This is a genomic window from Streptomyces halobius, from assembly GCF_023277745.1.
Classification (GTDB): Bacteria; Actinomycetota; Actinomycetes; order Streptomycetales; family Streptomycetaceae; genus Streptomyces; species Streptomyces halobius.
Genome location: NZ_CP086322.1, coordinates 5,358,622 through 5,384,150 on the forward strand (window position 1 = coordinate 5,358,622; position 25,529 = coordinate 5,384,150).

Sequence of the window (25,529 nt, forward strand, 5' to 3'; positions counted from 1 at the left end):
GGGGGCCATTGTGCCTGGGCCGCGACGGTGCTGCGAAGACGCCGGTTCGATTACCATCGGTGGGCGATTTGCAGGTTTCCGGGGGTATAGCGGTGAGGAGTGAGACGCGTGCTCCCGTCGGCGCTACCGCGATACCGGCGTGGCGCGTGTGAACGGTGTGACGTGGGAGTTGGTTCCGCGAACGCCGCCGAAAGCCGCGTGACCCCGGTCACTTTGGCCCGACAAAACGGACACCATCTTTGTGCACGCGTTCACAAAGACATAGCCTGCAGAAGACAGGGCGGTCGGGTTACGTATGGTCGCCCGCAGCCCCGCTCTACCCGCAGGAGCACCGTGGCAACTGGCCGAACTCACCGACCGGCGACCCGAAGCCGAGGGATTCCCGAGGCCACCGTCGCCCGGCTTCCGTTGTATCTGCGTGCACTGACCGCGCTCTCCGAGCGCTCGGTCCCCACGGTCTCCTCCGAGGAGCTCGCGGCCGCGGCGGGGGTCAACTCCGCGAAACTGCGCAAGGACTTCTCCTACCTCGGCTCCTACGGGACCCGGGGCGTCGGCTACGACGTGGAGTACCTCGTCTACCAGATCTCGCGTGAGCTCGGCCTGACGCAGGACTGGCCCGTCGTCATCGTCGGTATCGGTAATCTCGGCGCCGCGCTCGCCAACTACGGCGGCTTCGCCTCCCGCGGCTTCCGGGTCGCCGCGCTGATCGACGCCGACCCGGCCATGGCGGGCAAGCCCGTCGCCGGTATCGCGGTGCAGCACACCGACCAGCTGGAGGCGATCATCCGGGACAACGGCGTCTCGATCGGTGTCATCGCGACGCCGGCGGGCGCGGCGCAGCAGGTCTGTGACCGGCTGGTCGCCGCCGGTGTCACCTCGATCCTCAACTTCGCGCCGACCGTACTGACCGTCCCGGACGGCGTGGACGTACGGAAGGTCGACCTGTCGATAGAGCTGCAGATCCTCGCCTTCCACGAACAGCGCAAGGCGGGCGAGGAGACGGGACCGGAAACCGGCCCGTCGGCCCCGGTGGCCCCCACCACCGCCGCTGCCGCTGCTGCCGCCGCCGCTGCCGACCGCAAGGGACCTGACGGGGATGTGCCCGCCGTGATGCCGGCATGACCCTTCTCGTCGTCGGACTGAGCCATCGCACCGCGCCGGTGAGCGTGCTGGAGCGGGCTGCCCTGGTCCCCGAAGCGCGCGGCAAGCTGCTGCAGGACGCGGTGTCGGCCGAACCGGTCACCGAGTCCGCGGTGCTCTCCACCTGCAACCGCATCGAGATCTACGCCGATGTGGACAAGTTCCACGCCGGTGTGGCCGAGCTGTCCACGCTCCTGGCCCGCCACAGCGGCGCCGGGCTGGAGGAGCTCACCCCCTATCTCTACGTCCACTACGAGGACCGCGCCGTCCACCACCTCTTCTCGGTGGCCTGCGGCCTGGACTCGATGGTCGTCGGCGAGGGCCAGATCCTCGGCCAGATCAAGGACGCGCTGGCCGTCGCCCAGGAGCAGCACACCGCCGGGAGGCTGCTGAACGACCTGTTCCAGCAGGCCCTGCGGGTCGGCAAGCGCGCCCACAGCGAGACCGGCATCGACAAGGCCGGCCAGTCGCTGGTCACCTTCGGCCTGGAGCAGCTCGCCGGCGGCGGGGCCGGCGGCACGGACATCGCCGCATGGGCCCGGGACAAGCGGGCGCTGGTCATCGGCGCCGGCTCGATGTCGTCGCTGGCCGCCACCACCCTCGTACGCAACGGCATCGGCGAGCTGGCGGTCGCCAACCGCACCGTCGAGCGCGCCGAGCGGCTGGTGCAGATCCTGACCGAGCCCGGCGGCCCCGGTGCCGCCAACGGGCTGCGCGCCCGCGCGGCGGCCATGACCTGTGTCGAGCACGAGCTGGCGGTCGCCGACATCGTCATCTCCTGTACCGGCGCGACCGGCCTGGTCCTCGGCGGCGACATGATCGCGGCCGCGGTCACCGGACGCGACGCGCCCCTGGCACTGCTCGACCTGGCGATGCCGCGCGACATCGACGCCGCGGCGCACCGTGTCGAGGGCACCCGCCTCGTCGACATCGAGACGCTGGCCGACGCCGCCGCCGACGCACCCATGGCGGCAGATCTGGACGCCGTGCGCACCCTCGTCTCCGAGGAGGTCGCCGCCTTCGGCGCCGCCCAGCGGGCCGCGCACATCACCCCCACAGTGGTCGCCCTGCGCACCATGGCCGCGGACGTCGTCACCAGCGAGATCGCCCGGCTCGACGGCCGCCTCCCCGACCTGGACGACAAGCAGCGCGCCGAGATCACCCAGACCGTGCGCCGGGTCGTCGACAAGCTCCTGCACGCGCCGACCGTGCGGGTCAAGCAGCTCGCGAGCGAGCCCGGCGGCGCCGGGTACGCGGAAGCATTGCGGGAACTCTTCGACCTCGACCCCCAGACGGTCGCCGCCGTCAGTCGGGCGGACGTACGGTCCACACAGCACGGGAGCGGGCAATGAACGACACCACTACAAAGGACCCGCGGGCCCTGAGACTGGGCACCCGGCGCAGCAAGCTCGCCGTGTCCCAGTCCGGACAGGTCGCCGAGGCGGTGCGCGGGCTGACCGGCCGCCCCGTCGAGCTGGTGGAGATCACCACCTACGGCGACACCTCCCGCGAGCACCTGGCGCAGATCGGCGGCAGCGGCGTCTTCGTGTCGGCGCTGCGCGACGCGCTGCTCGCCGGGGAGATCGACTTCGCCGTCCACTCGCTCAAGGACCTGCCGACCACGCAGCCCGGGAACCTGACGCTGGCCGCCGTGCCGAAGCGGGAGGACCCCCGGGACGCGCTGATCGCCCGGGACGGGCTGACATTCGAGCAGCTCCCCGACGGCGCCCGAGTGGGGACAGGGTCCCCCCGTCGGATGTGCCAGCTCAACGCCTGGGCCAGGTCGCTGGGCCGGCGCGTGGAGCCCGTACCGATCCGCGGCAACATCGGCACCCGGATCGGCTACGTCGAGAAGGGCGAGCTGGACGCGGTCGTGCTGGCCGCCGCCGGACTCATCCGTATCGGCCGGATCGACGAGGCGACGCAGCTGCTGTCGCCCGAAATGGTTTTGCCCGCCCCCGGCCAGGGGGCACTGGCGATCGAGTGCGCTGCCGCCAACGCAGACCTCGCCGCCACGCTCGCCGCGCTCGACGACCCGTTCACCCGGGCCGCCGTGACCGCCGAGCGTTCCCTGCTCGCCGCCCTGGAGGCCGGCTGCTCCGCACCCGTTGGGGCACTGGCCGACCTGCAGGTTGACGAGCAGGCTGTCACCGAACTGCATCTGCGGGGAGTCGTCGGCTCGACCGACGGCCGCACGCTGGTGCAGATGTCCACCACCGGGCACGTACCCGCCTCTCCCGACGATGTCTCGACCCCGCTGAACATGGGTCGGGAACTCGCCGCCGAGATGCTCGCCAAGGGTGCGGCCGGTCTTATGGGGGAGCGAGCACTTTGAACCCCACCGCCCCAAACCACCCCACCTCCGGCCAGGTCACCTTCCTCGGTGCCGGCCCGGGAGACCCGGGTCTGCTGACGCTGCGTGCCGTGGAGGCGCTGGCGCAGGCGGACGTGTTGATCGCCGACCCGCAGGTGCTGGACGTCGTCCGTGTGCACGCGCGGGCACAGGTGGACACACCACTGCAGGCGTCAGCTGACGAGGCGTCAATCCCCGCCGACATCCCAACCCTTCGGGACACCGCCAATCTTGTCATGGCGGCCGCCCGCACGGGCAAGCGGGTCGTCCGTGCGGTGACCGGCGACCCCGGCTTGGACGGGTATGTCGCCGAGGAGATGCTGGCGTGCGCCGCCGAGGGCATCGTCTTCGAGGTCGTGCCCGGCATCGCCGCCGCGGTCGGTGTGCCCGCCTACGCCGGTGTGCCGCTGCGCGACGCGCAGGGCACGGACGTCCGCTTCATCGACGCCCGCACCGCCGACAACCGCTGCTGGACCGAGGCCGGCGCCAGCGACGCGACCGCCGTCGTGTCGGCCACCCTCGACTCGGTGGCCGCGGCCGCCGGCGAGCTGGTCGCCGCGGGCCGCAAGCCGGACACCCCGATGACCGTCACGGTCGCCGGCACCACCACCCGGCAACGCACCTGGGCCGCCACCCTCGGCTCCGTGGCCCAGGTCCTCAAGGCCGCCAAGGTGCTGCCGTCGCCGGACGGCGGCCAGCCGGTCATAGCCGTGGTCGGTGAGCGGAGCGCCGCGGCGCAGCGCGACCAGCTGTCGTGGTTCGAGTCCAAGCCGCTGTTCGGCTGGCGGGTGCTCGTACCGCGTACGAAGGAGCAGGCCGCGTCGCTCTCCGACCAACTCGTCTCGTACGGCGCGGTGGCGCACGAGGTCCCGACGATCGCCGTCGAACCGCCGCGCACCCCGCAGCAGATGGAGCGCGCGGTCAAGGGCCTGGTCACCGGCCGCTACGAATGGATCGCCTTCACCTCGGTCAACGCCGTCAAGGCGGTCCGGGAGAAGTTCGAGGAGTACGGCCTGGACGCCCGCGCGTTCGCCGGGATCAAGGTCGCGGCCGTCGGCGAGCAGACCGCGAAGGCCCTGATCGCCTTCGGCGTGAAGCCCGACCTGGTGCCGAGCGGCGAGCAGTCCGCCGCCGGCCTGCTGGAGGACTGGCCGCCCTACGACCCGGTCTTCGACCCGATCGACCGGGTGTTCCTGCCGCGCGCCGACATCGCCACCGAGACCCTGGTGGCCGGGCTGATCGAGCTCGGCTGGGAGGTCGACGACGTCACGGCCTACCGGACCGTGCGCGCCTCGCCGCCGCCGGCCGAGACGCGTGAGGCGATCAAGGGCGGCGGCTTCGACGCGGTCCTGTTCACCTCCTCCTCGACCGTCCGGAACCTCGTCGGCATCGCCGGCAAGCCGCACAATGTGACCGTGATCGCCTGTATCGGCCCGGCCACCGCCAAGACCGCCGAGGAGCACGGGCTGCGCGTGGACGTCATGTCGCCCGAGCCCTCGGTGCACAAGCTGGCCGAAGCGCTCGCGGAGTTCGGGGCGAGGCGGCGCGACGCCGCGATGGAGGCCGGGGACCCGGTCACCCGCCCCAGCGAGCGGCGGCCGGGGGCGCGCCGGAGGCGGGCCAACTCGTAGGCCGGTGGGCGCCCCTTCGGGGGCGCCCAGAGCCGACGTGCCGTCGGCAAAGAGGGGCGTGAGGCGGGCGTAGCGTGGGTGGCATGACGAAGTACGGAAGCTTCCCGGGTGCGCGGCCGCGCCGGCTGCGCACCACCCCCGCCATGCGGCGGATGGTCGCCGAACACCGGCTGCACCCGGCCGACCTGATCCTCCCGGCGTTCGTCCGGGAAGGGATCACGTCGCCGGTGCCGATCTCCGCCATGCCGGGCGTCGTCCAGCACACCCACGACACGCTGCGCAAGGCGGCCGTCGAGGCGGTGGAGGCGGGCGTCGCCGGGATCATGCTGTTCGGTGTGCCGGAGGACGCGAAGAAGGACGCGGCCGGTACGGCGGGCACGGACCCCGACGGAATCCTGCAGCGCGCCATCAGGGGCGTGAAGGCCGAGGTCGGCGATGACCTCGTCGTCATGTCCGACCTGTGCCTGGACGAGTACACCGACCACGGGCACTGCGGTGTCCTGGACGCCGACGGCCGGGTCGACAACGAGGCCACGCTGGAGCGCTACGCCGAGATGGCGCAGGCCCAGGCCGACGCGGGCGTCCATGTGGTGGGCCCCAGCGGCATGATGGACGGTCAGGTCGGTGTCATCCGGGACGCGCTGGACCAGACGGGCCACGAGGACGTCTCGATCCTGGCGTACACGGCGAAGTACTCGTCGGCGTTCTACGGCCCGTTCAGGGAGGCCGTGGGGTCGTCCTTGAAAGGTGACCGCAAGACCTATCAGCAGGACCCTGCCAACCTCCGTGAGTCGCTGCGCGAGCTGGCGCTCGATCTGGAGGAGGGCGCCGACATGGTCATGGTCAAGCCGGCGCTGCCGTATCTGGACGTGCTGGCGAAGATCGCGGACGCGGTGGACGTGCCGGTGGCGGCGTACCAGATCTCCGGTGAGTACGCGATGATCGAGGCGGCCGCGGAGAAGGGCTGGATCGACCGCGACAAGGCGATCCTGGAGGCACTGACCGGCATCAAGCGGGCCGGGGCGCACATGATCCTGACGTACTGGGCGACGGAGGTCGCGCGGGGCCTGTGATCCGTCGGCTGTGATGCGGCGACTGATTCATCGACTGTGATCCATCTGGCTCGCCGGCGCTGTTTGGGGGAGCCGAGGGGTGCGCATTCATGAGCCTACGCAGCCATGATCGTGCACGGGCAGGCTCGTGAGCAGCCGTCTCGTACGCGGCGGAGCTGCGCCCCAACTCCCCTGAAGAGAAGAGCGTTTCGGACGTGTTACGTTCCCGCTTTCTGCGCTGCGCGGTGGCTTCGGCCGCCGCGCTTGCCATATCCCTGACCGTATCCCCGGCCACTCCCGCCGTCGCCCAGGCCCGCCCGTCGGCGCCGGCATCGTTCCCGGGCTTCGCCTCCTTCCACCACGTGAAGATCCCCGGCGCCAACGGCATCAAGCTGGACGCCGCCACCTGGATCCACCGGGACGGCACGCCCCGCCCCGCCATCGTCATGCCGGGCCCCTGGACGCAGTTCGGGTGGCGCACCTACACGGTGATGGCGTCCAAGTACGCGCTGGCCGGCTACAACGTCCTCGCGTACTCCGCCCGCGGCTTCGGCTCCTCGGAGGGCGGGGCCGAGGGGGGCGGCCCGCTGGACGTCCAGGACGGCTCCAAAGCGCTGGACCATCTCATCGCGCAGGCCCCGGGCCGTACCACCAAGGTCGGCTTCACCGGTCTGTCGTACGGCTCCGGCCTCAGCCAGCTGATCGCCGCCCAGGATCCACGGGTGGACGCGGTCGCCGCGCTGAGCACCTGGGGTGACCTGGGCGAGGCGTTCTACGAGAACCGCACCCGTCATCTCGCCTCCGTACGAGCCCTGCAGACGGTCAAGGGCAACGCGCGGCTCAGCGCGCGCACCCAGCGGATGTTCTCGGACCTCCTCGCCAACCGCAACATTCCGCAAGCGCTTGAATGGGCGAAGCAGCGCTCCCCGAAGACGTACCTCAAGCAGCTCAACAAGCGCCGGGTGCCGGTCTTTTACGGCCAGGCATGGCACGAGACGCTCTTCCCCTCCAACCAATCACTGAAGACGTTCAACCGCCTCACCGGCCCCAAACGCATCGACGTGTCCATCGGCGACCACGCCGGCCCGGAGATGACCGGCATGGCCGGCCTGCCCAACCATGTCGCCAAGGACGCCAAGCGCTGGTTCGACCGCTTCCTCAAGGGCGAGCGCAACGGCATCGACACCGAGGGCCAGGTCAACAGCCAGGTCATGTGGAAGTACTGGCCGTGGGTGCGGGAAACGCGTCCCAACTGGGGCGCGTTCACGGAGCGCACGGAGCGGCTGAATCTGACCGGTCCGGGTGGTGGCCGGGCCGACGGCGCCCTGAGCTCCGCCGCCCTGCGCCCGGCCGCCCCGTCGACGGGCTGGCGGATGCCCTTCACGTCCGGCACGGACACCACGGCGAGCGTCGGGGGCAACATCGTCTTCGTCGCCGGCTACAAGGAGATGGTGGGCCTCCCGAAGACGTACCGGACCGACACCATCTCCCGTAAGCACGCGGCCGTTTGGACCAGCGCCCCCATGGAGGCGACGACCCGGCTGCGCGGCACCCCGAAGCTGCGCCTGACCTACACGGCGACCACGGCGCAGTCGACGATCATCGCCCACCTCTTCGACGTCGACGCGCACGGCAAGGCGCACATCATCACGCACGCGCCGTTCACGTCGCCGGGGGGCAGGGCTGGTCGCCCCGTAACCGCTGACATCAGTTTGCAGGCCGCCGCGTACGACGTACCGACCGGTCACCGACTGATGCTGGTGGTGGACACGAAGGACGCGTTCTACGGGGACGCGAACGGGGCCGGTGGCCAGATCACGGTGACGTCGCCCAAGGGGCGGCCGTCCTACCTGGACGTGCCGACCGGCTGATCGGCGGTGTGCACGGCGCGTATGAAGGCGCCCAGGGGGCCGGGTGTGGTGGAGAGCACGGCCTCGGGGTGTTCGCTCTCCCGGAGGAGGATGGATTCTCCTCCGGGAGAGGGGGTTAGGGCGAGGCAGCTTCCGCCCTCGGCGCAGTAGGAGGACTGCTGCCAGTTGAGCGACGACATGGATCCGGTCCTTTCACAGGTCCCGGGCGATGGCGCGGATGACATCGCGCGACGCTTCGGGCTTGAGTGCGATTGCCTCCAGTCTGCCCAACAGATCCCTGTACTTCGCTAGCTGGGCCTCGGCGTCGAGGAACGTCACGCCGTGCGATTGGTCCAAGTGGACTGTGTCGAGCTGGCATACGGCACCATTCGCGTAGCTGACGATCTGGCCGGAGCCAGGGAACGCGCCCGCCGAGAACGGGATAACCGCGACTGTGATGCCGTCGCGCTCGCTCATGTCGAGGATGTGCTGGAGCTGTGCCAGTACGGCGAGCGCGAACTCGTCGAAACTGCCGAGCTGTTGGCGTCCGAGCTGGTCGCCAACGCGCGGAACTCGGCCGGGCCCGCCCACGTACGCGTCAAACGCTGCGGCACGCGGCTGCGCGTCAGCGTGTGGGACACCAATCCGGCGCTGCCGGTTCTCGAAGGCGCCCATGGGCGCGAGGGCGACGCCGGGGACGGGCTCGGGCTCATCCGGCTCTGTGCCGACAGTTACGGCGGCTTTTCGCTGGGGGAGTCGGGTGCGCTGGGCGCGGGCGGGAAGCTGATCTGGTTCGAGCTGACGGAGGGGCCGGGCTGGAGAGCGCGCACGCGGCGGTCGGCGCTGGGCTGACCGCCGCGTGCAGCTCGGTACTCGGCTGTCAGCGCCGGGCGCGCCTCACAGCCGCTCGGGCGTACGGATGCCCAGCAGCGCCATCCCCTGGTGCAGCGTGCGGGCCGTGAGGCTGACGAGGAACAGCCGGTTCTCGACCAGCTCCGGCGGGTTGTCGGCGCTCACGACCTGGCACTGGTCGTAGAACGTGGTCAGGTACGACGCCAGCTGGTACAGATACGCGGCCAGCTTGTGCGGCTCGTACGTCGCCGCGACCTCCGACACGACCTCCCCGAACTGGTCCAGGTGCAGGCCCAACGCCCGCTCCGCCGGGGCCAGTTCGAGCTCAGGGTGGGCCAGAGGGCGGGCGTCGCCCGCCTTGCGCAGGATCGACTGGATCCGGGCGTAGGCGTACTGGAGATAGACCGAGGTGTCGCCGTTCAGGGACACCATCTGGTCCAGGTCGAACTTGTAGTCGCGGGCCGCCGATGTCGACAGGTCCGCGTACTTGACCGCGCCGATCCCGACGTGGGCGCCGTTCTCGACGATCTCCTGCTCGGTCAGGCCGACCTTCCCGGCCTTCTCCCGGACGACGCCCGTGGCCCGCTCCACCGCCTCGTCCAGCAGGTCGACCAGCCGCACCGTTTCGCCCTCGCGGGTCTTGAACGGCTTGCCGTCCTTGCCGAGCACGGTGCCGAACGCGAGCTGGACGGCGTGCGTCTTCTCGTTCAGCCAGCCGGCCCGGCGGGCGGTCTCGAAGACCATCTTGAAGTGCAGGGACTGGCGGGCGTCCACCACGTAGAGCAGGGTGTTCGCGCCGAGGGTCTGCACCCGGTCGCGGATCGCGGAGAGGTCGGTGGCGGCATAGCCGTAGCCGCCGTTGGACTTCTTGACGATCAGCGGGACCGGCTTGCCGTCCGGGCCCTTGACGTCGTCGAAGAACACACAGAGGGCGCCTTCGGAGCGCACCGCGACGCCGGACTCCTCCAGCAGCCGGCAGGTCTCCTCCAGCATGGCGTTGTAGCCGGACTCGCCGACGACATCCGGGTCGCGGATCTCCATGTCGAGCTTGTCGAAGACCGAGTAGAAGTAGATCTTCGACTCGTCGACGAAGCGCTGCCACAGGGCGAGGGTCTCCTGCTCCCCGGCCTGGAGGGCGACCACCCGGTCACGGGCCCGCTCCTTGAACTCCGGGTCGGAGTCGAAGACGGCACGCGACGCCTTGTAGAGCCGGTTGAGGTTGGACATGGCCTCCTCGCCGGAGACCTCGCCGCCCTTGTGGTCCAGCTCGTGCGGGTGCTCGATCAGATACTGGATGAGCATGCCGAACTGGGTGCCCCAGTCGCCGATGTGGTGCCGGCGGATGACCTTCTCGCCCACGAATTCCAGGATCTGGACCATCGCGTCACCGATCACCGCGGAGCGGAGATGGCCCACATGCATTTCCTTGGCGACGTTCGGCTGCGCGTAGTCGATCACTGTCGTGCCGGCGTCCTCGGCGTACGGCACGCCCAGCCGGTCGTCGGCGGCGCGCCCGGCGAGGGTCTTGATGATCGCCTCGTCGGCGACGGTGATGTTGAGGAACCCGGGCCCGGAGACCTCGATCTCCTTGATCACCGCGCCGCTCTCGCCGGCCGGGAGGGCCGCGACGACCTGGGCGGCCAGCTCACGCGGATTGCCCTTCAGCTTCTTCGCCAGCGCGAGCATGCCGTTCGCCTGGAAATCGGCCCGGTCGCTGCGTCGCAGCAGCGGGTCGACGGCGCCGGCCTCCGGCAGGGCTGCCGAGAGGGCGTCCGCAACGCGCTGATTGACGGAAGCTGCGAGGGAGGGGACCGAGGCCATGGAGAGAAGCTCGCTTCCAGAAGAAGGTGCAGATGAAGGTGCAGATGAAGTGGTGTCGTCGGAGTGGAAAGGGTTTGCCAAGGAGTATCCCACGCCGCTACCACTGAATTTCCGACCGGGAGTCGTCTGGGAGAATGGGGCCGTCAGGCTTCTGTCAGGCCCGGGGTCCGGCCCGGGGGCTCGAAGCCAAGAGGAAGCATCAGGAAGAGGAAGGGCCGATCGTGGCTCAGCAGAGCACCGAGACCGACTGGGTCTCCAGGTTCGCGGACGAGGTCATTGCCGAGGCGGAGCGCCGCGCCCCCGGCAAACCGATCGTCTGCGCCTCGGGCCTGAGCCCCTCCGGCCCGATCCACCTCGGCAACCTCCGCGAGGTCATGACCCCGCACCTGGTCGCCGACGAGATCCGCCGCCGCGGACACGCCTGCGTACACATCCTGAGCTGGGACGACTACGACCGGTACCGCAAGGTCCCGGCCGGTGTCGACCCGTCCTGGGCGGAGCACATCGGCAAGCCGCTGACCTCCGTGCCGGCCCCGCCCGGCAGCACGTACCGCAACTGGGCCGAGCACTACAAGGCGGCCATGGAGGAGTCGCTGGCCGAGCTGGGCATCGAGTACCACGGCATCAGCCAGACGGAGATGTACACCTCCGGTGCCTACCGCGAGCAGGTGCTGCACGCGATGAAGCACCGCGCGGAGATCGACGCCGTCCTGGGCCGCTACCGGACCAAGGACAAGGCGACCGGCGCGCCCAAGAAGCAGGGCCAGAAGCAGCAGAAGCCGGTCGACGCCGCCGAGCTGGAGGCCGCCGAGGGCTCCGGCGCGGCCACCGAGGACGACGGCAGCGCGGGCGGCGCGGGCTACTACCCGTACAAGCCGTACTGCACGGTCTGCCAGAAGGACCTGACCACCGTCACCTCCTACGACGACGAGACGACGGAGCTCGCCTACAGCTGCGCGTGCGGCCACTTTGAGACCGTCGAGCTGCGGGAATTCGACCACGGCAAGCTGGTCTGGAAGGTCGACTGGCCGATGCGCTGGGCCTACGAAGGCGTGATCTTCGAGCCGTCCGGTGTCGACCACTCCTCGCCCGGCTCGTCGTACGTCGTCGGCGGCCAGATCGTGCGCGAGGTCTTCGGCGGCGAACAGCCCATCGGGCCCATGTACGCCTTCGTCGGCATCAGCGGCATGGCCAAGATGTCGTCCTCCAAGGGCGGCGTGCCCACGCCGGGCGACGCGCTGAAGATCATGGAGGCGCCACTGCTGCGCTGGCTGTACGCCCGCCGCAAGCCCAACCAGTCCTTCAAGATCGCCTTCGATCAGGAGATCCAGCGGCTCTACGACGAGTGGGACGCCCTGGAGCGCAAGGTCAAGGACGGCACGGCACAGCCCGCCGACGCCGCCGCGTACACCCGCGCCGTCGGCACCGCCGCCGGCTGGCTGCCCCGGACGCCGCGCCCGCTGCCGTACCGCACGCTGGCCTCCGTCACGGACGTCACCGCCGGCCACGACGAGCAGACGCTGCGCATCCTCGGCGAACTCGACCCCGACGACCCGGTCACCTCGCTCGACGAGACCCGGCCGCGGCTCGACAAGGCCGAGTACTGGATCACCACCCAGGTCCCCGACGAGCAGCGCACGATCGTGCGCGACGAGCCCGACAAGGAGCTGCTCGGCTCGCTGGACGAGCAGGCGCGCGAGTCGCTGCGACTGCTGCTGGACGGCCTGGACGAGCACTGGTCGCTGGACGGCCTGACCACGCTGGTCTACGGCGTACCGAAGATCCAGGCCGGACTCGAACCGGACGCCAAGCCGACCCCGGAGCTGAAGGTCGCGCAGCGCGCGTTCTTCGCGCTGCTGTACCGGCTGCTGGTGAGCCGGGAGACGGGGCCGCGGCTGCCTACGTTGCTGCTGGCGGTGGGGGCGGAGCGGGTGCGGCGGTTGCTGGGGGAGTAGTTGGTGCTGGGGGCGCTTCGCTGAGGTGCTGGGCGGTGCGGGGCTGAGTAAGCCCCACACCGTTCTGCGCCGGTAAGTCCCGCGCCGTTCTGCGCCGGTAAGCCTCCCGTGCCGGTAAGTCCCGCTTCGGCGAGTCCCGTGCCGTTCTGCCGCCGGTAAGACCCGCGCCGCTGGGTCGTGTTGCGGGCGGGGGCTGCCCTCCCGCCGGTGAACTCTGCCGCCGGGCCCTGCCGTTCAGTCGTAGGGCTCGGCGGTGGTCTCCCACCCAGGGGTGAGGAGGGGTTCGACCCGGGGTATGACGACCGCCGGTGCCGAATCCGTCACGCTGGAGCCATGAGAGGAATCATCGGCTTCATCATCATGATTCAGGGGGCCATGGGCTTCATCGGCCAGGTGTTCTTCGACGGCGCCTGGGGGATCCTGCCTCATTGGTTCGAGCTGCCGTCGATCGCCTACATCGGCATCTTCGCGCTCGGCGCCGCGCTCTGCTTCTGGGTCGACGCAGACAAGAAGCGGAAGCAGAAGGAGATAGGCGGGGAGGCGGCGTAGGGGGCTGCTTGGGGCTTGGCCGTGGGTGCGCCGCCTCCCTGGTGCGCTGTCACCGGCCGCGCCGTCGAAGTCGTCGACGTCGCATCGTCCTCATCCGGACGAAGGTGATGGCCAGGAGATGCAGCAGGAGGCTTGACAGCACAAGGCCACCTGCGACAGCCAACAGCATTCGCACAGTCACTCATCCCCGGGACGGCCGTCGTGTCGCCACGGGAAGCACGTAGGCGAGCGCGGCGGCAATGAAGAGTGCTCCGGTCACCGCCCATTGGGTTGGGGTGACCTCCGGATCCATAATGACGGCCCACCAGTAATAGCCCGCTTCACCGGTCCGGTACCCGAACAGCATGCTGCACAGGGTCAGCGCCCGGGAAGGAAGCCACACGACGTGCGGGTGCGCATAGTGCACCGCCAGCAGGCCGAGGGTGGTGTGCACCAACACGTTGCGGGTGATCGGCTGCCAGTCGGCTTCCGGTCCCGCTATTTGGCCGAGGTTGGCGGCAAGCGCGGCGAGCAGCACCCATGCCACGCCCCAGGCTCCCCGCGCCAGTGTGGAATGTCGAGGACTTGTCCACGGTGGATATGCGAGGGCGAGGCGGTCTTGCGCGACCTGACGGACACCGAGGTGTTGCTCAAGTTGGTGGATGGGGACGGACGGTAGCAACGGGTTGGCTTCCAACGCAGCCTGATGGTGTGCGGCTGTTGCGGGCCGGAAGCCTGTCACTGAGGCGCTGTCGTGCACCGAACGCCACGTTTCCGTACGGGACTCGGTGTGCGTGTTACGCGATGTGCTCGTCCATCAGTTCCGCGTTGAGGCGGTCGCTGAACCGGTCCATGTAGCGGTTCAGTTCCCGCGTCCGCAGGCGGATTCCGTACTGCGCTTCCAGGTTCGCGGCGAATGCGCCCGGTGTCGGCATGCCTTCGCCCTCTATCGAGCGCCGGAAGACCTGGTACAGGTCCTCGTCGGTCGGGGCCGCGGCGGGTGCCTGAGCGGGCTGCGGCTCGGCCTCCGGGTTGCCCTTGCCGAGTGGACGCGTCCCACCGGCACCGGTCGGTACCGGGAACTGTGGCTCGGGGTCCGGCATGCGCGGCGCCGGTACCGGGACCTGCTCGTGCGTCGGGGCCTGTTGGTGCTCGTCGTACTTGGGCTGATGCTGCTGCTCGTGGCTGGGCTGATGCGCCTGCTCCGGGACGTAGGTCGGGTCGTAGTCCCCCTGATACGTCACCTGCCGCGGCGCCGCGAACCACTGGCTCGGCACCTCCTCGGCCGGCTGCTGGGCCTTCGGCTCCAGAGCGGGCGTCACGGACTGCTGTGGCGCGGGCAGCAACTGTGGTTCGATGCCCGCCGCGGCGAGCCCCGCGGGAGCGGTCTCTGCCAGCGGCACCCCGTACCGGGCGAGCCGCAGGGGCATCAGGGACTCGACGGGAGCCTTACGACGCCAGCCCCGCCCGAAGCGCGAACGCAGGCGTGCCTGGTACACGAGCCGTTCCTGTTCCAGTTTGATCACCGCGTCGTACGAGCGCAGTTCCCACAGTTTCATCCGGCGCCACAGCAGGAACGTCGGGAGGGGCGACAGCAGCCAGCGCGTGATGCGTACACCCTCCATGTGTTTGTCCGCCGTGATGTCGGCGATCCGCCCGACGGCGTGCCGGGCGGCCTCGACGGTGACGACGAACAGGACCGGGATGACGGCGTGCATGCCCATGCCCAAGGGATCGGTCGCCACCGCGGCGTTGAACGCCACAGTCGCGACGGTCAGCAGCCACGCCGTCTGTCGCAACAGCGGGAAGGGCATGCGGATCCAGGTCAGCAGCAGATCGAGTGCGAGCAGTACGACGATGCCCGCGTCGATGCCGATGGGGAAGAAGGAGGCGAAGTCGCCGAAGCCCTTCTTGATGGCCAGTTCGCGCACGGCCGCGTAGGAGCCCGCGAAGCCGATGCCGGCGATGACTACCGCGCCGGTGATGACAACTCCGATGAGTATCCGGTGTGTGCGTGTCAGCTTCAGCGGCGCGGCCACCCGAGAACCCTCCTGGTCGGTCTGTTGCGAGCGACAGCCTGGCACACGCGTACGGGCGATCGTGTGCCGGTACGGAGGGAGCCGGGTCACGATTGGGCTCCGGTAAGAGGTGGGTTGGGCGTTCCTCGTCCGCACTGAAGGGCAACGCGGGGCACCGGGGAAGAGAGCGGGGCGCCAGGGGGAGAGCGGGGCGCCAGGGGACTGGCCGCCCTGGGAGCCCCGGACGGCCTTGGGCATCCAGGAGCCCCGGACGCCCCGGGCGCCGAGCGCGCCCCGGGCACCAAGCGCACCCCGGACATCCGTGCGGTCAGGGCACCCCGATCACCCCACGGCACCGCGCTCCCTCAAGGGCACCCCCACCCCCATGGAGAAACGATCAGCCGTTCGCCTTGACGGCGGCAGCGGTCGCCTCCTTGGCGGCCGCCTGGGCGTCCTTCAGCAGCTTGTCCGCCTTCGGAGTGTCCCCACCGGCCAGGCCCGCGCCGTTGTAGTTGATCGTCACGACGATATTGGCCGTACGGACCACCACCGTCGTGTTCTTGAAGTCGTTGTCGTCCTTCTTCACGTCATATGTGATCGTGGTCGCCGCGTCGCCGGCACCGGAGGTCTTGACCGTCCTGAGCTTCTTCGCACCCTTGGCGCCCTTCGCGACGGCGATCTGCTTGCCGTAGAACTCCGTGGCGCGCTCCTCGCCGGAGCCGATGCCCGGCTCGGAGTCGTACCGCTGGTAGCCGACGTCCAGCCAGCGGAATTGCGACCCGTCGACACCCTTGTCGTCCAGGCTGCTCCAGGAGCAGCTGCCGTGGGCGGCGTTGTCGTTGGACGTGCCCTGATCGCCGGAGGCGTCCTTCACCTTGGGCAGCAGCTTCTTGATGGTGTCCTTGGTGAACGCCTCACACGGGACCGGCAGCTTCTTGTACTTCGCGGCCGCTATGGTCGGCGACGCGCTGGCCGTCTTGCCGGGCGTCGCGGAGGGGGAGTCGGAGTCGCCGGAGCTGTCGGAGTCCGAGCCGGAGCAGCCGGCGACGAGCATCACCGGGACTGCGGCGCAGGCGAGAAGGCTGGCGAGTCGCTTGGCTGAACGGTGCATGGTTCCTTCGCTGTTCGTCGACGGGGTGACCGTGCCCCGCGCATGGGGGACGTACGAGGCAGGGCTAGAGGGCACGGTACGCGGCGGGGCAGGGGGTGGTGGCCGATTCGTACGCTTTGGCAACCGAATAGAACCGGCGAAAATCCACACAATCCGGCAATCCAGTCCATCTTCCCAATCCGGACTATTCGCTGAACCGCTCCGCCAGTTCGCTCGCCAGCGAACGGGCCTTGTCCTGCAGTTCCTGGCTGCCCGGCAACATCCTCTTGTCCGTCGACCACTGGTCGTAGGTGATCGTCACGATCACATTCGACGTGCGGAAGACCACAGTGATGTCACGGTGCACACCGGAGTCCGTGGTGATCAGACGGTCGTTCAGGAAGGCCGCGTCACCGAGATCGTCCAGGACGCGCGGAGCGGTGGAGGCGCCGGCACTCGCACCGGCACTCGCACCGTCGGACGTGCCCGACGGGTCCCCCGGCATCGCGCCGTCACTCTCCGGCGCGTCGTCGCCCTCGCCCTTCCCGTTGTCCCCGTCCTTGTCGTCCCCGTCCTTGCCGGTCTCCTTGCCCTTGGAGGCGGACGGAGACGACGAAGCGGACGAGGAAGCGGACGAGGAAGAGCCGTCGGACGGGATCTTCGCGGCCAGCTCCTTGTTCGCGTAGATCTCCTGCGCCTTGTCGTCGTCGCTGACAGCGGAGTCGTACGAGACCACACGCTGGATGTCGAGCGACAGATGGCGGGTGCCGGCCGTGGTCTCGCGCTTCCAGTGGCAGCCGACGCGACGGTCCGTGTCATACGTGACATCGGCCTGGCCCGCGTAGATCTTCTCCGCCTCGGCGCCCGACGGCTGTGCACCGTCACCGGGCAGCATGCCGCGCACGGTGCCGGGCGCGGGCAGCCCGCAGGCTTCCGGCAGTGTCTGGTACCGGCCCGGCTGGGCGGCCGCGCTCGACGAGGCGGCGTTGCCGCCCTTGGCGTCGGCGGCGTCACCGTCGGCGCCGGAGCCGGCGGTGCAGCCGGTGAGGCCGACGGCCAGCGCCACGGCGGCCACCAGCGCGGCACCGGATACGAACGACTTCCGCTGCATCGTTCGCGGCTCCTTCCCCAGGAAATGTGGTTGCCGCCGGGCAGCGGCCGATGGACACAATGTCTACCGCACGTCTCGCCGCAAACGCCGGTTCACCTTCCAAGATCGGGTGAGTTGTCCAGCTTTTGCGTTTTATGGTTTTTCGGGGGAATGAGGAAGCTATGTCGTACACCGAAGTGCCCGGTGCCCAGGTGCCGATCCGGATGTGGACGGACCCGTCCACGGTCGAGGGCGTCGCGATGCAGCAGCTGCGCAATGTCGCCACGCTGCCGTGGATCAAGGGCCTGGCCGTGATGCCGGATGTGCACTACGGCAAGGGGGCCACCGTCGGCTCGGTGATCGCGATGCACGGCGCGGTCTGCCCGGCGGCGGTCGGTGTCGACATCGGCTGCGGAATGAGCGCGGTGAAGACGTCACTGACCGCTAATGATCTCCCGGGCGATCTGTCCCGGCTGCGCTCGAAGATCGAGCAGGCGATCCCGGTCGGCCGTGGGATGCACGACGATCCGGTCGACCCGGGGCGGATGCACGGCTTCCCGACCGCCGGGTGGGACGACTTCTGGGCGCGGTTCGACGGGGTGGCCGATGCGGTCAAGTTCCGTCTGGAACGGGCTACGAAGCAGATGGGTTCGCTCGGATCCGGAAATCATTTTTGGGAATTTTGTATCGATTCTGATCAATCTGTATGGATTATGTTGCACTCCGGATCGCGCAACATCGGCAAGGAGCTGGCCGAGTACCACATGGGCGTGGCCCAGAAGCTGCCGCAGAACCAGGGGTTGGTCGACCGGGACCTCGCCGTCTTCATCGCGGACACCCCGCAGATGGCGGCGTACCGAAACGATCTGTTCTGGGCGCAGGAGTACGCGAAGCACAACCGCGCGATCATGATGGCGCTTTCACAGGACGTGATTCGCAAGGAGTTCAAGAAGGCGAGGGTGACCTTCGGAGAGGTCATCTCCTGCCACCACAACTATGTGGCGGAGGAGCGGTACGACGGCATGGACCTGCTGGTGACCCGTAAGGGCGCGATCCGGGTGGGCAGTGGCGAGTACGGCATCATTCCGGGCTCGATGGGCACCGGTTCGTACATCGTCCGTGGTCTGGGGAATGCCGCGAGTTTCCACTCGGCCTCGCACGGCGCGGGTCGGAAAATGAGCAGGAACGCCGCAAAGAAGCGTTTCTCCACGCGGGATCTGGAGGAGCAGACGCGGGGAGTGGAGTGCCGTAAGGACTCCGGAGTGATTGATGAGATCCCGGGCGCGTACAAGCCGATCGAGAAGGTCATCGATCAGCAGCGGGACCTGGTGGAGGTCGTCGCCCATCTCAAGCAGGTTGTCTGCGTGAAGGGTTGATGCGGCGCGGAGCCGCGCATCCCGTTCGGTTCGCCCTCGCACTGAAGACAGCGCTCGGGACGCGGGGCCCGGGTGCACCCGGCGGAGGGTGTTGCCTGGCCCCGTACCCGGGTGTCGTCGTCCGGAGGGTGTGGTGTCCCTCGTCGTCTCAAGTGGTGCGGTGGACCTTGGTGTTGGATGCCTGGGCGCGCGGGCGGACCACCAGGAGGTCGATGTTGACGTGTGAGGGGCGGCTGATGGCCCAGGTGATCGTGTCGGCGATGTCGTCTGCGGTGAGTGGTTCGGCGACGCCTTCGTAGACCTTGGCGGCCTTGGTCTTGTCGCCGCGGAAGCGGGTGGTGGCGAACTCGTCGGTCTTGACCATGCCGGGGGCGACCTCGATGATCCGTACGGGCTCGCCGCAGAGTTCCAGGCGGAGGGTTTCGGCGATCACGTGGGCGCCGTGCTTGGCGGCGACATATCCGCCGCCGCCCTCGTAGGTGCCGTGGCCGGCGGTGGAGGAGAGCACGACCACGGTGCCGTCGCCGGAGGCGGTGAGCGCGGGCAGCAGGGCCTGGGTGGCGTGCAGTACGCCGAGCACATTGACCTCGTACATCGCGCGCCAGTCGGAGGGGTCGCCGGTGGCGACCGGTTCGGCGCCCAAGGCGCCGCCGGCGTTGTTGATGAGGACGTCGCAGCGGTCGAGGGTGGCCGCGAAGGCGTCGACGGCGGCGCGGTCGGTCACGTCGAGTGCATGCGCCTCGGCGTGCGGCAGCTCGGCGGCGAGGGTTTCGATGCGGTCCTTGCGGCGGGCGGTGAGGACGACGCGGTAGCCGGCCGCGGCCAGTTGCCGTGCGGTCGCGGCGCCGATGCCGCTGCTCGCTCCGGTGACGACGGCGGTGGGGACGTCGGCGGTCATGGGGCCTCTCCTCGTGCCTGTGGCGTTCGGCATGTGGGGCGTCTGCGCGTGGGTGGCGCGCGGTGCAGGTGTGGCAGGTGTGGCGTCCGAGGTGCTTGGTGTGCGGTGCTGCGCTGTCTCTGGGGCGGGTGGTGCGTGTGGTGCGCTGTCTGTGGAGCTCGTGGTGCGTGGCCAGGATATGCAGCCGAGCGGTCAGCGGGCTCGCGGAACGTACATGATCACCGCGACTCCGGCCAGGCAGATAAGGGCCCCGATGATGTCCCACCGGTCGGGTCGGTAGCCGTCCGCGACCATGCCCCAGGCCAGTGAGCCGGCGACGAAGACCCCGCCGTAAGCGGCGAGGATACGGCCGAAGTCGGGGTCCGGCTGGAGGGTGGCGACAAAGCCGTAGATGCCCAGGGCGATCACTCCGGCGCCGATCCAGATCCATCCCCTGTGCTCGCGGGCTCCTTGCCAGACGAGCCAGGCGCCGCCGATCTCGAAGAGGGCGGCGACGACGAAGAGGGCGACGGAGCGGGCGATCAGCATGCTGACCAGGGTAGGAGGCCGTTCCGGAGCCGGCTGAGCGGAGGAGGCGGTCGTCCGGGGGTGGTTGTCGGGAGGTTGTTGTCCGGATGTTTGGACGGCGGGGAGGCGGATACCGGGCGTTGTGTCCGTGGAGGGGCCCTGTACGTCATGGGGAGGGCGGGTGCCGGTGGTGTGTGAGAGCTTCGGGACATGCTCATCGAACGCGCTTACGTGGGCCTCCCGGAGGGGGAGGGAACGGCCGGGGACGGCTGGCCCTGGACGGTGCCGTGTGTGCGCCAGCTGGTCGAGGAAGGGCTGACCTTCCGCGCGCCGGTCACCTTTCTCGTGGGGGAGAACGGCTCGGGGAAGTCGACGCTGGCCGAGGCGCTGGCGGAGGGCTTCGGCCTGGATCCGTACGGCGGCTCGGCGGGCTATAAGTACGCCGGCTCGCGGGAGGTGTCGGAGCTCGGCGGGGTGCTGCGGTTCGATCCGACGCGGGCCGGGCGCCGGATGGTCCGCGGGCCGCGTACCCGCCGGCGGGGCTTCTTTCTGCGGGCCGAGACGGCGCTGGAGGCGCTGGGCCGGGAATGGCTGTCACAGTCGCCGGACGACATGAGCCATGGGGAGAGCTTCCTGATGGCCTTCCGGGAGAAGTTCTCGCAGCCGGGTCTGTATGTGATGGACGAGCCGGAGGCGGCACTGTCCTTTTCCTCCTGCCTTGAACTGGTCGGCCTGATGGACGAGTTGGGGAGCCGCGGCGCGCAGATCGTCTGCGCCACACACTCGCCACTGCTGACGGCGCTGCCCGGCGCCGAGATCGTCGAGGTCGGTGAGCACGGCATGCGGTCCGTGGAGTGGGCGGAGCTGGCGCTCGTCGACCACTGGCGTCGTTATCTGAGCGACCCGCGGGCGTATCTGCGGCATGTGCTCACGGGGTGAGGGCGGCAGGCGGGGCGGTGCCCATGGCGTCCTCGGGCGCTGCCGCGGCCCCGGTCCAGTGGGTGAGGGCGGTGCGTAGCTCGACGGCGCGCTCGGCGGGGGCGGTGGTGTCGGTGGCCCAGGCGATATAGCCGTCGGGTCGTACGAGAAGTGCGGTGCGTCGTTTGCCCGTCCAGGAGGCGCGGACGACGCGGTCGGCGGCGGGGCGCGGTCCGGTGGTGTCGCCGGCGGGGGCGATGAGGACGAACATGCCCTGGCGCAGGAGTTCGTAGAGGCGGCTGCCGTCGGCGAGGCGGATGTCGGGGGCGCGGCGGCCGGTGAGGGGGTGGGCGCCGCGCTCGGCGGGGTAGCTGATGCCGATGCCGGAGATGGTGCGGATCCCGCGGCGGGACAGCGGGCGCAGCCGGTTGAGGAGCTGGGCGGCGACGGCGCGGGCGACGCGCCCCGGAGCGCTGTGCAGCAGGGCGACCCGGAGGATGGTGCCGCTGGTGCGCAGTACCTGCTTGCCTACGGGGTGGCGCTCGGCGTGGTAGCTGTCCAACAGGCTCTCGGGGGCGTGGCCCCGCAGCACCGAGGCGAGTTTCCAGCTGAGGTTGGCGGCGTCCTGCAGCCCGGTGTTCAAGCCGAGGGCGCCGGCGGGTGAGTGGACATGGGCGGCGTCGCCGGCGAGGAGGACGCGGCCGACGCGGTAGTCGGGGACCTGCCGTTCGTCGCTGTGGAAGCGGGAGATCCAGCGGGCGTCGTGCATGCCGTGGTCGGTGCCGAGGGCGAGGCGGGTCACCTCGCGGACCTCTTCGAGGTCGGCGGGTACGTCGTCGTCGGCCTGGCGGTGGCGGTTCCAGCCGATGACGCGGTACCAGTCGTCGCCGAACGAGCCGATCAACGCGAATGCGTCCGGGGTGGCGTTGACGGTGAAGGGGGTGTCGGGCTCCTGGGCCAGCCGGACGTCGGCGAGGACCAGGGAGCGGAGCACGGACTTGCCGGGGAAGGGCAGGCCGAGAGTCTCGCGGATGGTGCTGCGGACGCCGTCGGTGCCGACGGCGTAGGCGGCGCGGGCGCTGCGGAGGCCGTCGGCGTCCCGGATGTGCACCGTCACGCCGTCGTCGTCCTGCTCCAGGCCGAGGACCTCGGAACCGTGCCGGAAGGTGACGCCGGCCTGGCGGGCCCGCCGCTCCAGCAGTCGCTCGACCTCGAACTGGGGGGTGACCAGCACGAACGGGAAGCGGGACGGGAGCACGGTCGGGTCGAGGGTGGCGCTGTTGAAGAGGCGGAGGCGGGTGAGGGGGTGGCCGCGGGCGATGAGCTCGTCGGCGAGCCCGCGGGCGTCCAGCTGCTCCAGGGTGCGGGCGTGTACCACGAGGGCGCGGGTCAGATTGCTGGTCGTGTCGGGCCGGCGCTCCAGGAGCGTGACGCTGACGCCGGCCTCGGCGAGATCGCCGGCGAGCAGCAGGCCGGTCGGCCCTGCACCGACGACGATGGCATCGCTGCGGATCTCGGGGCCGGTCGCCGGGCCGGGCGCCGCGCTGAGCGTCGAGCCGCTGGTCAGGGCGGTGATCGGGGTGGTTTCCGGGTGGGTGCTCGCGGTGGATCCCGGGGTGGTGTTCGGTGCGGTGGTGCTGGGCTTGCGGTGCGCGGCCTCCATGGCAGCCTCCAATGCCAACACGCGTTGGTCAACACTTGTTGGCAAAAAGCCTAAGCGGTCGAGTCTGGCTTGTCAACAACTGTTGGCCTACAGTCGTTGACATGGTCGAACGCCCCGCCACGCACTCCGTCACCCCCGAGGTGTCCGTCGACGACACCCCGGTGGTCGCCGTCGCCCCCAACGCCGGGGACCACGGCCGCCCCCGCCGCTCCGACGCCACCCGCGCCGCGATCCTGGCCGCCGCCAGGGACCGCTTCGCCGCCGACGGCTATGAGCGCGCGACCATCCGCGCCATCGCCAGGGAGGCGGGCATCGACCCGTCGATGGTGATGCGCTACTACGGCAACAAGGAGGGCCTCTTCGCGGCCGCCTCCGAGATCGATCTGCAGGCCCCCGACCTCACCGAGGTGCCGCGCGACGAGATCGGCGCCCGGTTCGTCCGGCACTTCCTGGAGCGCTGGGAGTCCGACGAGACGCTGACCGGCATGATGCGCGTCGGCGTCACCAACGAGGCGGGTGCGGAGCGGATGCGCGGGGTGTTCGCCGAGCAGGTGAGGCCGGTCGTCGCCGCCATCTGCCCGATGCCCGAACAGGCGGCGACGCGCGCCGCGCTGATCGCCTCACAGATCCTCGGCATGGCGCTGTGCCGCTACGTCCTGCACCTCCCGCCGGCCGTCGGCCTCAGCCGCGACGAGGTCGTCGCCTGGCTCGCCCCCACCGTCCAGCGCTATCTGACGGCCGAACGGCCGTGAGCCGACGGGTGTGAGCCGTCGTCCGTGCTGCTCCGCGTCGCCGGGCGCACCCGCCCCGCGACCCGTTCCACATGCCCGGCGAACACCTGCCGCGCGTCCGGAGTCAGCGTCGCCAGGGCCACCATCGCCGTGAGGATGACATCGCACAGCTCGCTGTGGACGTCGTCCCAGGTGTGGCTGTGGCCCTTGCGCGGGTTCTGCCCGGTGGCCCCGATGACGGCCTGGGCCACCTCGCCCGCCTCCTCCGAGAGCTTCAGGATGCGCAGCAGCCGCTCCTGTTCGGGCGGCAGTGCGCTCTCCCGGTCGAGCCAGCGGACCAGCCCTTCGACCGTGTTCCAGAGAGCCGGCCCGTCGGACGGGATATCGGACGGGGTATCAGACATGGCTCGATTCTGCCCGCGTCGCGCGCCGCCGCCTGCCTAGTGTGTGGATCGAGACGGGAGGCCGCCCATGCACCGACCGCATGCCCACCAACCGATGGCCGCGTCCGGCGGGCCCGGCCGGCTCCCCGAGGCGCTGGTCGAGCTCTACGGGCTGGCGCCGCTGCCCCGTGAGGGCGGGCGGTTCCGGCGTACCTGGGCCGGACCCGAGCGTGCCGACGGGCGGCCCGAGGGCTCGGCGATCGTCATGCTGCTGACCGCCGAGCCGGGCGACTACTGCGCCCTGCACCGGTTGCCGGCCGACGAGATCTGGCACTTCTATCTCGGCGATCCGCTCACCCTGCTCCTCCTCCCCGAGGAGGGCGCCGCCCGTTCGGTCGTCCTCGGTCCTGACGTTCTCGGCGGGCAGCAGGTCCAGTTCACCGTGCCGGCCGGTACGTGGATGGGTGCCGCGGTCGCCGAGGGCGGCAGGTGGACGCTCTTCGGCTGCACCATGGCACCCGGCTTCACCTTCGACGACTACGAGCACGGGGACGCGGCCGAACTGGCTGCGCGCTTTCCCCAGGAGGCAGCGCGGATCACCGCGCTGAGCCGGCCATGACAGAGGTGCCAACCCCTTGCTTCCTGAACGTCGGTGAGGGGCGGACTGCTCCCGGTGACCGCGCTCCCGTAGAGGGCTCGGATTCCGGGGGGCGCACGGCTCCCGACAAGCGCACGGCTGCCGACCGGCACACACCGCCCGACGGGCACACGGCTCCCACCCCGCCCACCTCCCCAACCCTTCCCGACCTCACCGGCAACGTGGCCCTCATCACCGGGGCGGGGGGCACCATCGGTCGTGGTGTCGCGCTGCGGTTCGTTGCCGCGGGCGCTGCCGTAGTGGTGCATTTCCGGACGCATGCCGGGGCCGCGCGGGCGCTTGTCGCGGAGATCGAGGAGCGCGGCGGCAGCGCGCTGGCCCTCCGCGCCGATCTGGACGTCGAGGCGGAGTGCCACCGGCTGGTCGCGGAGGCAGCCGACTGGCGCGGCCGCTTGACCGCGCTGGTGAACAACGCCGGGGTGCAGCCCACCCAGGAGCTGCCGGCGATGTCGCTCGCCGACTGGCGGGCCGTTGCGGACACCAATGTGCACAGCGTCTTCGCCTGCACGCAGGCCGCGGCGGCCGTCATGCGGGAAACCGGCGGCGGGTCGGTGACGCATATCGCGTCCATCGAGGCGGACCGCCCGGCGCCGCGGCACGCCCACTACAGCGCGTCCAAGGCGGCGGTGGTCATGCACGCCCGCTCGGCGGCCCTGGAGTACGCCGCCTACGGGATCCGCGTCAACAGTGTCTCGCCGGGCCTCATCGGGCGCCCCGGCATCGAGGAGGACTGGCCGGAGGGGGTGCGCCGCTGGCGGGCGGCGGCGCCGGCCGGACGGTTGGGCCGGCCCGAGGACGTGGGCGACGCCTGTGTCTTTCTGGCCTCCCCGATGGCGTCCTGGATCACCGGCCACGATCTCGTCGTCGATGGCGGCGTCTCGGCCCGCCCTACATGGTGAGTCCTACCGGTGGGTCTCGGCCCGTCCCGCGCGGTGAGCCTCGGCCCGCCCTACGTGGCGACCGCCCGCCGACCGGACGCCCCCGGACGCAACGATTCAGCAGCCACGGAGCAGTG

Annotated in this window: 25 protein-coding genes; 14 read left to right on the forward strand and 11 right to left on the reverse strand. The window is 70.2% G+C overall.

Going from position 1 to position 25,529, the window contains the following annotated elements; translation table 11 throughout:
- The first annotated feature begins 333 nt into the window (after positions 1 to 333).
- The 6 genes from K9S39_RS24330 (at position 334) to K9S39_RS24355 (ending at position 8,047) form a co-directional block, all read left to right on the forward strand.
- The gene (locus tag K9S39_RS24330; RefSeq protein WP_248865451.1) at positions 334 to 1,122 is read left to right on the forward strand and encodes a redox-sensing transcriptional repressor Rex; all 789 of its coding nucleotides are present in this window, start codon (positions 334 to 336) and stop codon (positions 1,120 to 1,122) included.
- Entirely contained in the window at positions 1,119 to 2,492 is a 1,374-nt protein-coding gene (locus K9S39_RS24335) for a glutamyl-tRNA reductase (protein ID WP_248865452.1), read from the forward strand. Before K9S39_RS24330 ends, K9S39_RS24335 begins: the two co-directional genes overlap by 4 nt.
- On the forward strand, positions 2,489 to 3,475 hold the full coding sequence (gene hemC / locus K9S39_RS24340; RefSeq protein ID WP_248865453.1) for a hydroxymethylbilane synthase: 987 nt from the start codon (positions 2,489 to 2,491) through the stop codon (positions 3,473 to 3,475). The genes K9S39_RS24335 and hemC overlap by 4 nt, the downstream gene beginning before the upstream one ends.
- Positions 3,472 to 5,124, forward strand: a complete 1,653-nt coding sequence (locus tag K9S39_RS24345; protein WP_248865454.1) for a bifunctional uroporphyrinogen-III C-methyltransferase/uroporphyrinogen-III synthase — start codon at positions 3,472 to 3,474, stop codon at positions 5,122 to 5,124. Before hemC ends, K9S39_RS24345 begins: the two co-directional genes overlap by 4 nt.
- Positions 5,125 to 5,207: 83 nt before the next feature.
- Positions 5,208 to 6,197 (forward strand): porphobilinogen synthase, encoded by a 990-nt coding sequence (gene hemB, locus K9S39_RS24350; protein WP_248865455.1) that lies wholly within the window; start codon positions 5,208 to 5,210, stop codon positions 6,195 to 6,197.
- 194 nt (positions 6,198 to 6,391) lie between these two features.
- Positions 6,392 to 8,047 (forward strand): CocE/NonD family hydrolase, encoded by a 1,656-nt coding sequence (locus K9S39_RS24355; RefSeq protein WP_248865456.1) that lies wholly within the window; start codon positions 6,392 to 6,394, stop codon positions 8,045 to 8,047.
- On the opposite strand, the gene K9S39_RS24360 is transcribed toward K9S39_RS24355, so the two are convergent.
- Both K9S39_RS24360 and K9S39_RS24365 read right to left on the reverse strand, forming a co-directional pair.
- Complete coding sequence (locus K9S39_RS24360; RefSeq protein ID WP_248865457.1) at positions 8,023 to 8,226, reverse strand: DUF397 domain-containing protein; 204 nt, start codon at positions 8,224 to 8,226, stop codon at positions 8,023 to 8,025. The genes K9S39_RS24355 and K9S39_RS24360 overlap by 25 nt on opposite strands.
- A gap of 13 nt (positions 8,227 to 8,239) precedes the next feature.
- Complete coding sequence (locus tag K9S39_RS24365; protein WP_319949581.1) at positions 8,240 to 8,503, reverse strand: Scr1 family TA system antitoxin-like transcriptional regulator; 264 nt, start codon at positions 8,501 to 8,503, stop codon at positions 8,240 to 8,242.
- A 9-nt stretch (positions 8,504 to 8,512) separates the two neighbouring features.
- On the opposite strand from K9S39_RS24365, the gene K9S39_RS24370 reads away from it, so the two are divergent.
- On the forward strand, positions 8,513 to 8,878 hold the full coding sequence (locus K9S39_RS24370) for an ATP-binding protein (protein ID WP_248865458.1): 366 nt from the start codon (positions 8,513 to 8,515) through the stop codon (positions 8,876 to 8,878).
- Positions 8,879 to 8,923: 45 nt separating this feature from the next.
- Here the strand turns inward: K9S39_RS24370 and argS are convergent, their stop codons facing one another.
- Entirely contained in the window at positions 8,924 to 10,699 is a 1,776-nt protein-coding gene (gene argS / locus K9S39_RS24375; protein WP_248865459.1) for an arginine--tRNA ligase, read from the reverse strand.
- 221 nt (positions 10,700 to 10,920) lie between these two features.
- On the opposite strand from argS, the gene lysS reads away from it, so the two are divergent.
- Positions 10,921 to 12,654, forward strand: coding sequence for a lysine--tRNA ligase (gene lysS / locus K9S39_RS24380; protein ID WP_248865460.1), 1,734 nt, complete (start codon positions 10,921 to 10,923; stop codon positions 12,652 to 12,654).
- Positions 12,655 to 12,987: 333 nt separating this feature from the next.
- Positions 12,988 to 13,203, forward strand: coding sequence for a hypothetical protein (locus K9S39_RS24385; protein ID WP_248865461.1), 216 nt, complete (start codon positions 12,988 to 12,990; stop codon positions 13,201 to 13,203).
- Between the two features lie 181 nt (positions 13,204 to 13,384).
- Here K9S39_RS24385 and K9S39_RS24390 read toward each other — a convergent pair whose 3' ends face one another.
- From K9S39_RS24390 to K9S39_RS24405, 4 genes are all read right to left on the reverse strand, one after another.
- Positions 13,385 to 13,729, reverse strand: a complete 345-nt coding sequence (locus tag K9S39_RS24390) for a hypothetical protein (RefSeq protein WP_248865462.1) — start codon at positions 13,727 to 13,729, stop codon at positions 13,385 to 13,387.
- Between the two features lie 250 nt (positions 13,730 to 13,979).
- Positions 13,980 to 15,221 (reverse strand): DUF2637 domain-containing protein, encoded by a 1,242-nt coding sequence (locus K9S39_RS24395; protein ID WP_248865463.1) that lies wholly within the window; start codon positions 15,219 to 15,221, stop codon positions 13,980 to 13,982.
- A 376-nt stretch (positions 15,222 to 15,597) separates the two neighbouring features.
- Complete coding sequence (locus tag K9S39_RS24400) at positions 15,598 to 16,311, reverse strand: DUF3558 domain-containing protein (RefSeq protein WP_248865464.1); 714 nt, start codon at positions 16,309 to 16,311, stop codon at positions 15,598 to 15,600.
- 184 nt (positions 16,312 to 16,495) lie between these two features.
- Positions 16,496 to 17,401 (reverse strand): hypothetical protein, encoded by a 906-nt coding sequence (locus K9S39_RS24405; RefSeq protein WP_248865465.1) that lies wholly within the window; start codon positions 17,399 to 17,401, stop codon positions 16,496 to 16,498.
- A gap of 161 nt (positions 17,402 to 17,562) precedes the next feature.
- On the opposite strand from K9S39_RS24405, the gene K9S39_RS24410 reads away from it, so the two are divergent.
- On the forward strand, positions 17,563 to 18,756 hold the full coding sequence (locus K9S39_RS24410; protein WP_248865466.1) for an RtcB family protein: 1,194 nt from the start codon (positions 17,563 to 17,565) through the stop codon (positions 18,754 to 18,756).
- Between the two features lie 148 nt (positions 18,757 to 18,904).
- Here the strand turns inward: K9S39_RS24410 and K9S39_RS24415 are convergent, their stop codons facing one another.
- Positions 18,905 to 19,654, reverse strand: a complete 750-nt coding sequence (locus K9S39_RS24415; protein ID WP_248865467.1) for an SDR family NAD(P)-dependent oxidoreductase — start codon at positions 19,652 to 19,654, stop codon at positions 18,905 to 18,907.
- Between the two features lie 192 nt (positions 19,655 to 19,846).
- On the reverse strand, positions 19,847 to 20,182 hold the full coding sequence (locus tag K9S39_RS24420) for a YnfA family protein (RefSeq protein WP_248865468.1): 336 nt from the start codon (positions 20,180 to 20,182) through the stop codon (positions 19,847 to 19,849).
- Positions 20,183 to 20,371: 189 nt separating this feature from the next.
- Here K9S39_RS24420 and K9S39_RS24425 point away from each other — a divergent pair, with 189 nt between their 5' ends.
- On the forward strand, positions 20,372 to 21,100 hold the full coding sequence (locus K9S39_RS24425; protein WP_248865469.1) for an AAA family ATPase: 729 nt from the start codon (positions 20,372 to 20,374) through the stop codon (positions 21,098 to 21,100).
- Here K9S39_RS24425 and K9S39_RS24430 read toward each other — a convergent pair.
- Positions 21,090 to 22,742, reverse strand: coding sequence for an FAD-dependent monooxygenase (locus tag K9S39_RS24430; protein ID WP_248865470.1), 1,653 nt, complete (start codon positions 22,740 to 22,742; stop codon positions 21,090 to 21,092). The genes K9S39_RS24425 and K9S39_RS24430 overlap by 11 nt on opposite strands.
- Before the next feature lie 101 nt (positions 22,743 to 22,843).
- On the opposite strand from K9S39_RS24430, the gene K9S39_RS24435 reads away from it, so the two are divergent.
- On the forward strand, positions 22,844 to 23,494 hold the full coding sequence (locus K9S39_RS24435) for a TetR/AcrR family transcriptional regulator (RefSeq protein WP_248865471.1): 651 nt from the start codon (positions 22,844 to 22,846) through the stop codon (positions 23,492 to 23,494).
- Here the strand turns inward: K9S39_RS24435 and K9S39_RS24440 are convergent.
- Entirely contained in the window at positions 23,470 to 23,877 is a 408-nt protein-coding gene (locus K9S39_RS24440; protein ID WP_248865472.1) for a MazG-like family protein, read from the reverse strand. The genes K9S39_RS24435 and K9S39_RS24440 overlap by 25 nt on opposite strands.
- A gap of 94 nt (positions 23,878 to 23,971) precedes the next feature.
- On the opposite strand from K9S39_RS24440, the gene K9S39_RS24445 reads away from it, so the two are divergent.
- Positions 23,972 to 24,475, forward strand: a complete 504-nt coding sequence (locus K9S39_RS24445) for a cupin domain-containing protein (protein ID WP_406708157.1) — start codon at positions 23,972 to 23,974, stop codon at positions 24,473 to 24,475.
- On the forward strand, positions 24,472 to 25,413 hold the full coding sequence (locus K9S39_RS24450) for an SDR family NAD(P)-dependent oxidoreductase (protein WP_248865474.1): 942 nt from the start codon (positions 24,472 to 24,474) through the stop codon (positions 25,411 to 25,413). Before K9S39_RS24445 ends, K9S39_RS24450 begins: the two co-directional genes overlap by 4 nt.
- The last annotated feature ends 116 nt before the right edge of the window (positions 25,414 to 25,529 follow it).

What these genes read in the sequence shown, in the direction of transcription:
- K9S39_RS24430 (WP_248865470.1), bottom strand. Translation starts at nt 22,742, where the DNA reads ATGGAGGCCGCGCACCGCAAGCCCAGCACCACCGCACCGAACACCACC.
- K9S39_RS24445 (WP_406708157.1), top strand. Translation starts at nt 23,972, where the DNA reads ATGGCCGCGTCCGGCGGGCCCGGCCGGCTCCCCGAGGCGCTGGTCGAG.
- K9S39_RS24385 (WP_248865461.1), top strand. Translation starts at nt 12,988, where the DNA reads ATGAGAGGAATCATCGGCTTCATCATCATGATTCAGGGGGCCATGGGC.
- K9S39_RS24410 (WP_248865466.1), top strand. Translation starts at nt 17,563, where the DNA reads ATGTCGTACACCGAAGTGCCCGGTGCCCAGGTGCCGATCCGGATGTGG.
- K9S39_RS24405 (WP_248865465.1), bottom strand. Translation starts at nt 17,401, where the DNA reads ATGCAGCGGAAGTCGTTCGTATCCGGTGCCGCGCTGGTGGCCGCCGTG.
- argS (WP_248865459.1), bottom strand. Translation starts at nt 10,699, where the DNA reads ATGGCCTCGGTCCCCTCCCTCGCAGCTTCCGTCAATCAGCGCGTTGCG.
- hemB (WP_248865455.1), top strand. Translation starts at nt 5,208, where the DNA reads ATGACGAAGTACGGAAGCTTCCCGGGTGCGCGGCCGCGCCGGCTGCGC.
- K9S39_RS24425 (WP_248865469.1), top strand. Translation starts at nt 20,372, where the DNA reads ATGCTCATCGAACGCGCTTACGTGGGCCTCCCGGAGGGGGAGGGAACG.
- K9S39_RS24365 (WP_319949581.1), bottom strand. Translation starts at nt 8,503, where the DNA reads ATGAGCGAGCGCGACGGCATCACAGTCGCGGTTATCCCGTTCTCGGCG.
- K9S39_RS24335 (WP_248865452.1), top strand. Translation starts at nt 1,119, where the DNA reads ATGACCCTTCTCGTCGTCGGACTGAGCCATCGCACCGCGCCGGTGAGC.
- K9S39_RS24440 (WP_248865472.1), bottom strand. Translation starts at nt 23,877, where the DNA reads ATGTCTGATACCCCGTCCGATATCCCGTCCGACGGGCCGGCTCTCTGG.
- K9S39_RS24400 (WP_248865464.1), bottom strand. Translation starts at nt 16,311, where the DNA reads ATGCACCGTTCAGCCAAGCGACTCGCCAGCCTTCTCGCCTGCGCCGCA.
- K9S39_RS24415 (WP_248865467.1), bottom strand. Translation starts at nt 19,654, where the DNA reads ATGACCGCCGACGTCCCCACCGCCGTCGTCACCGGAGCGAGCAGCGGC.
- K9S39_RS24435 (WP_248865471.1), top strand. Translation starts at nt 22,844, where the DNA reads ATGGTCGAACGCCCCGCCACGCACTCCGTCACCCCCGAGGTGTCCGTC.
- K9S39_RS24360 (WP_248865457.1), bottom strand. Translation starts at nt 8,226, where the DNA reads ATGTCGTCGCTCAACTGGCAGCAGTCCTCCTACTGCGCCGAGGGCGGA.
- K9S39_RS24450 (WP_248865474.1), top strand. Translation starts at nt 24,472, where the DNA reads ATGACAGAGGTGCCAACCCCTTGCTTCCTGAACGTCGGTGAGGGGCGG.
- hemC (WP_248865453.1), top strand. Translation starts at nt 2,489, where the DNA reads ATGAACGACACCACTACAAAGGACCCGCGGGCCCTGAGACTGGGCACC.
- K9S39_RS24420 (WP_248865468.1), bottom strand. Translation starts at nt 20,182, where the DNA reads ATGCTGATCGCCCGCTCCGTCGCCCTCTTCGTCGTCGCCGCCCTCTTC.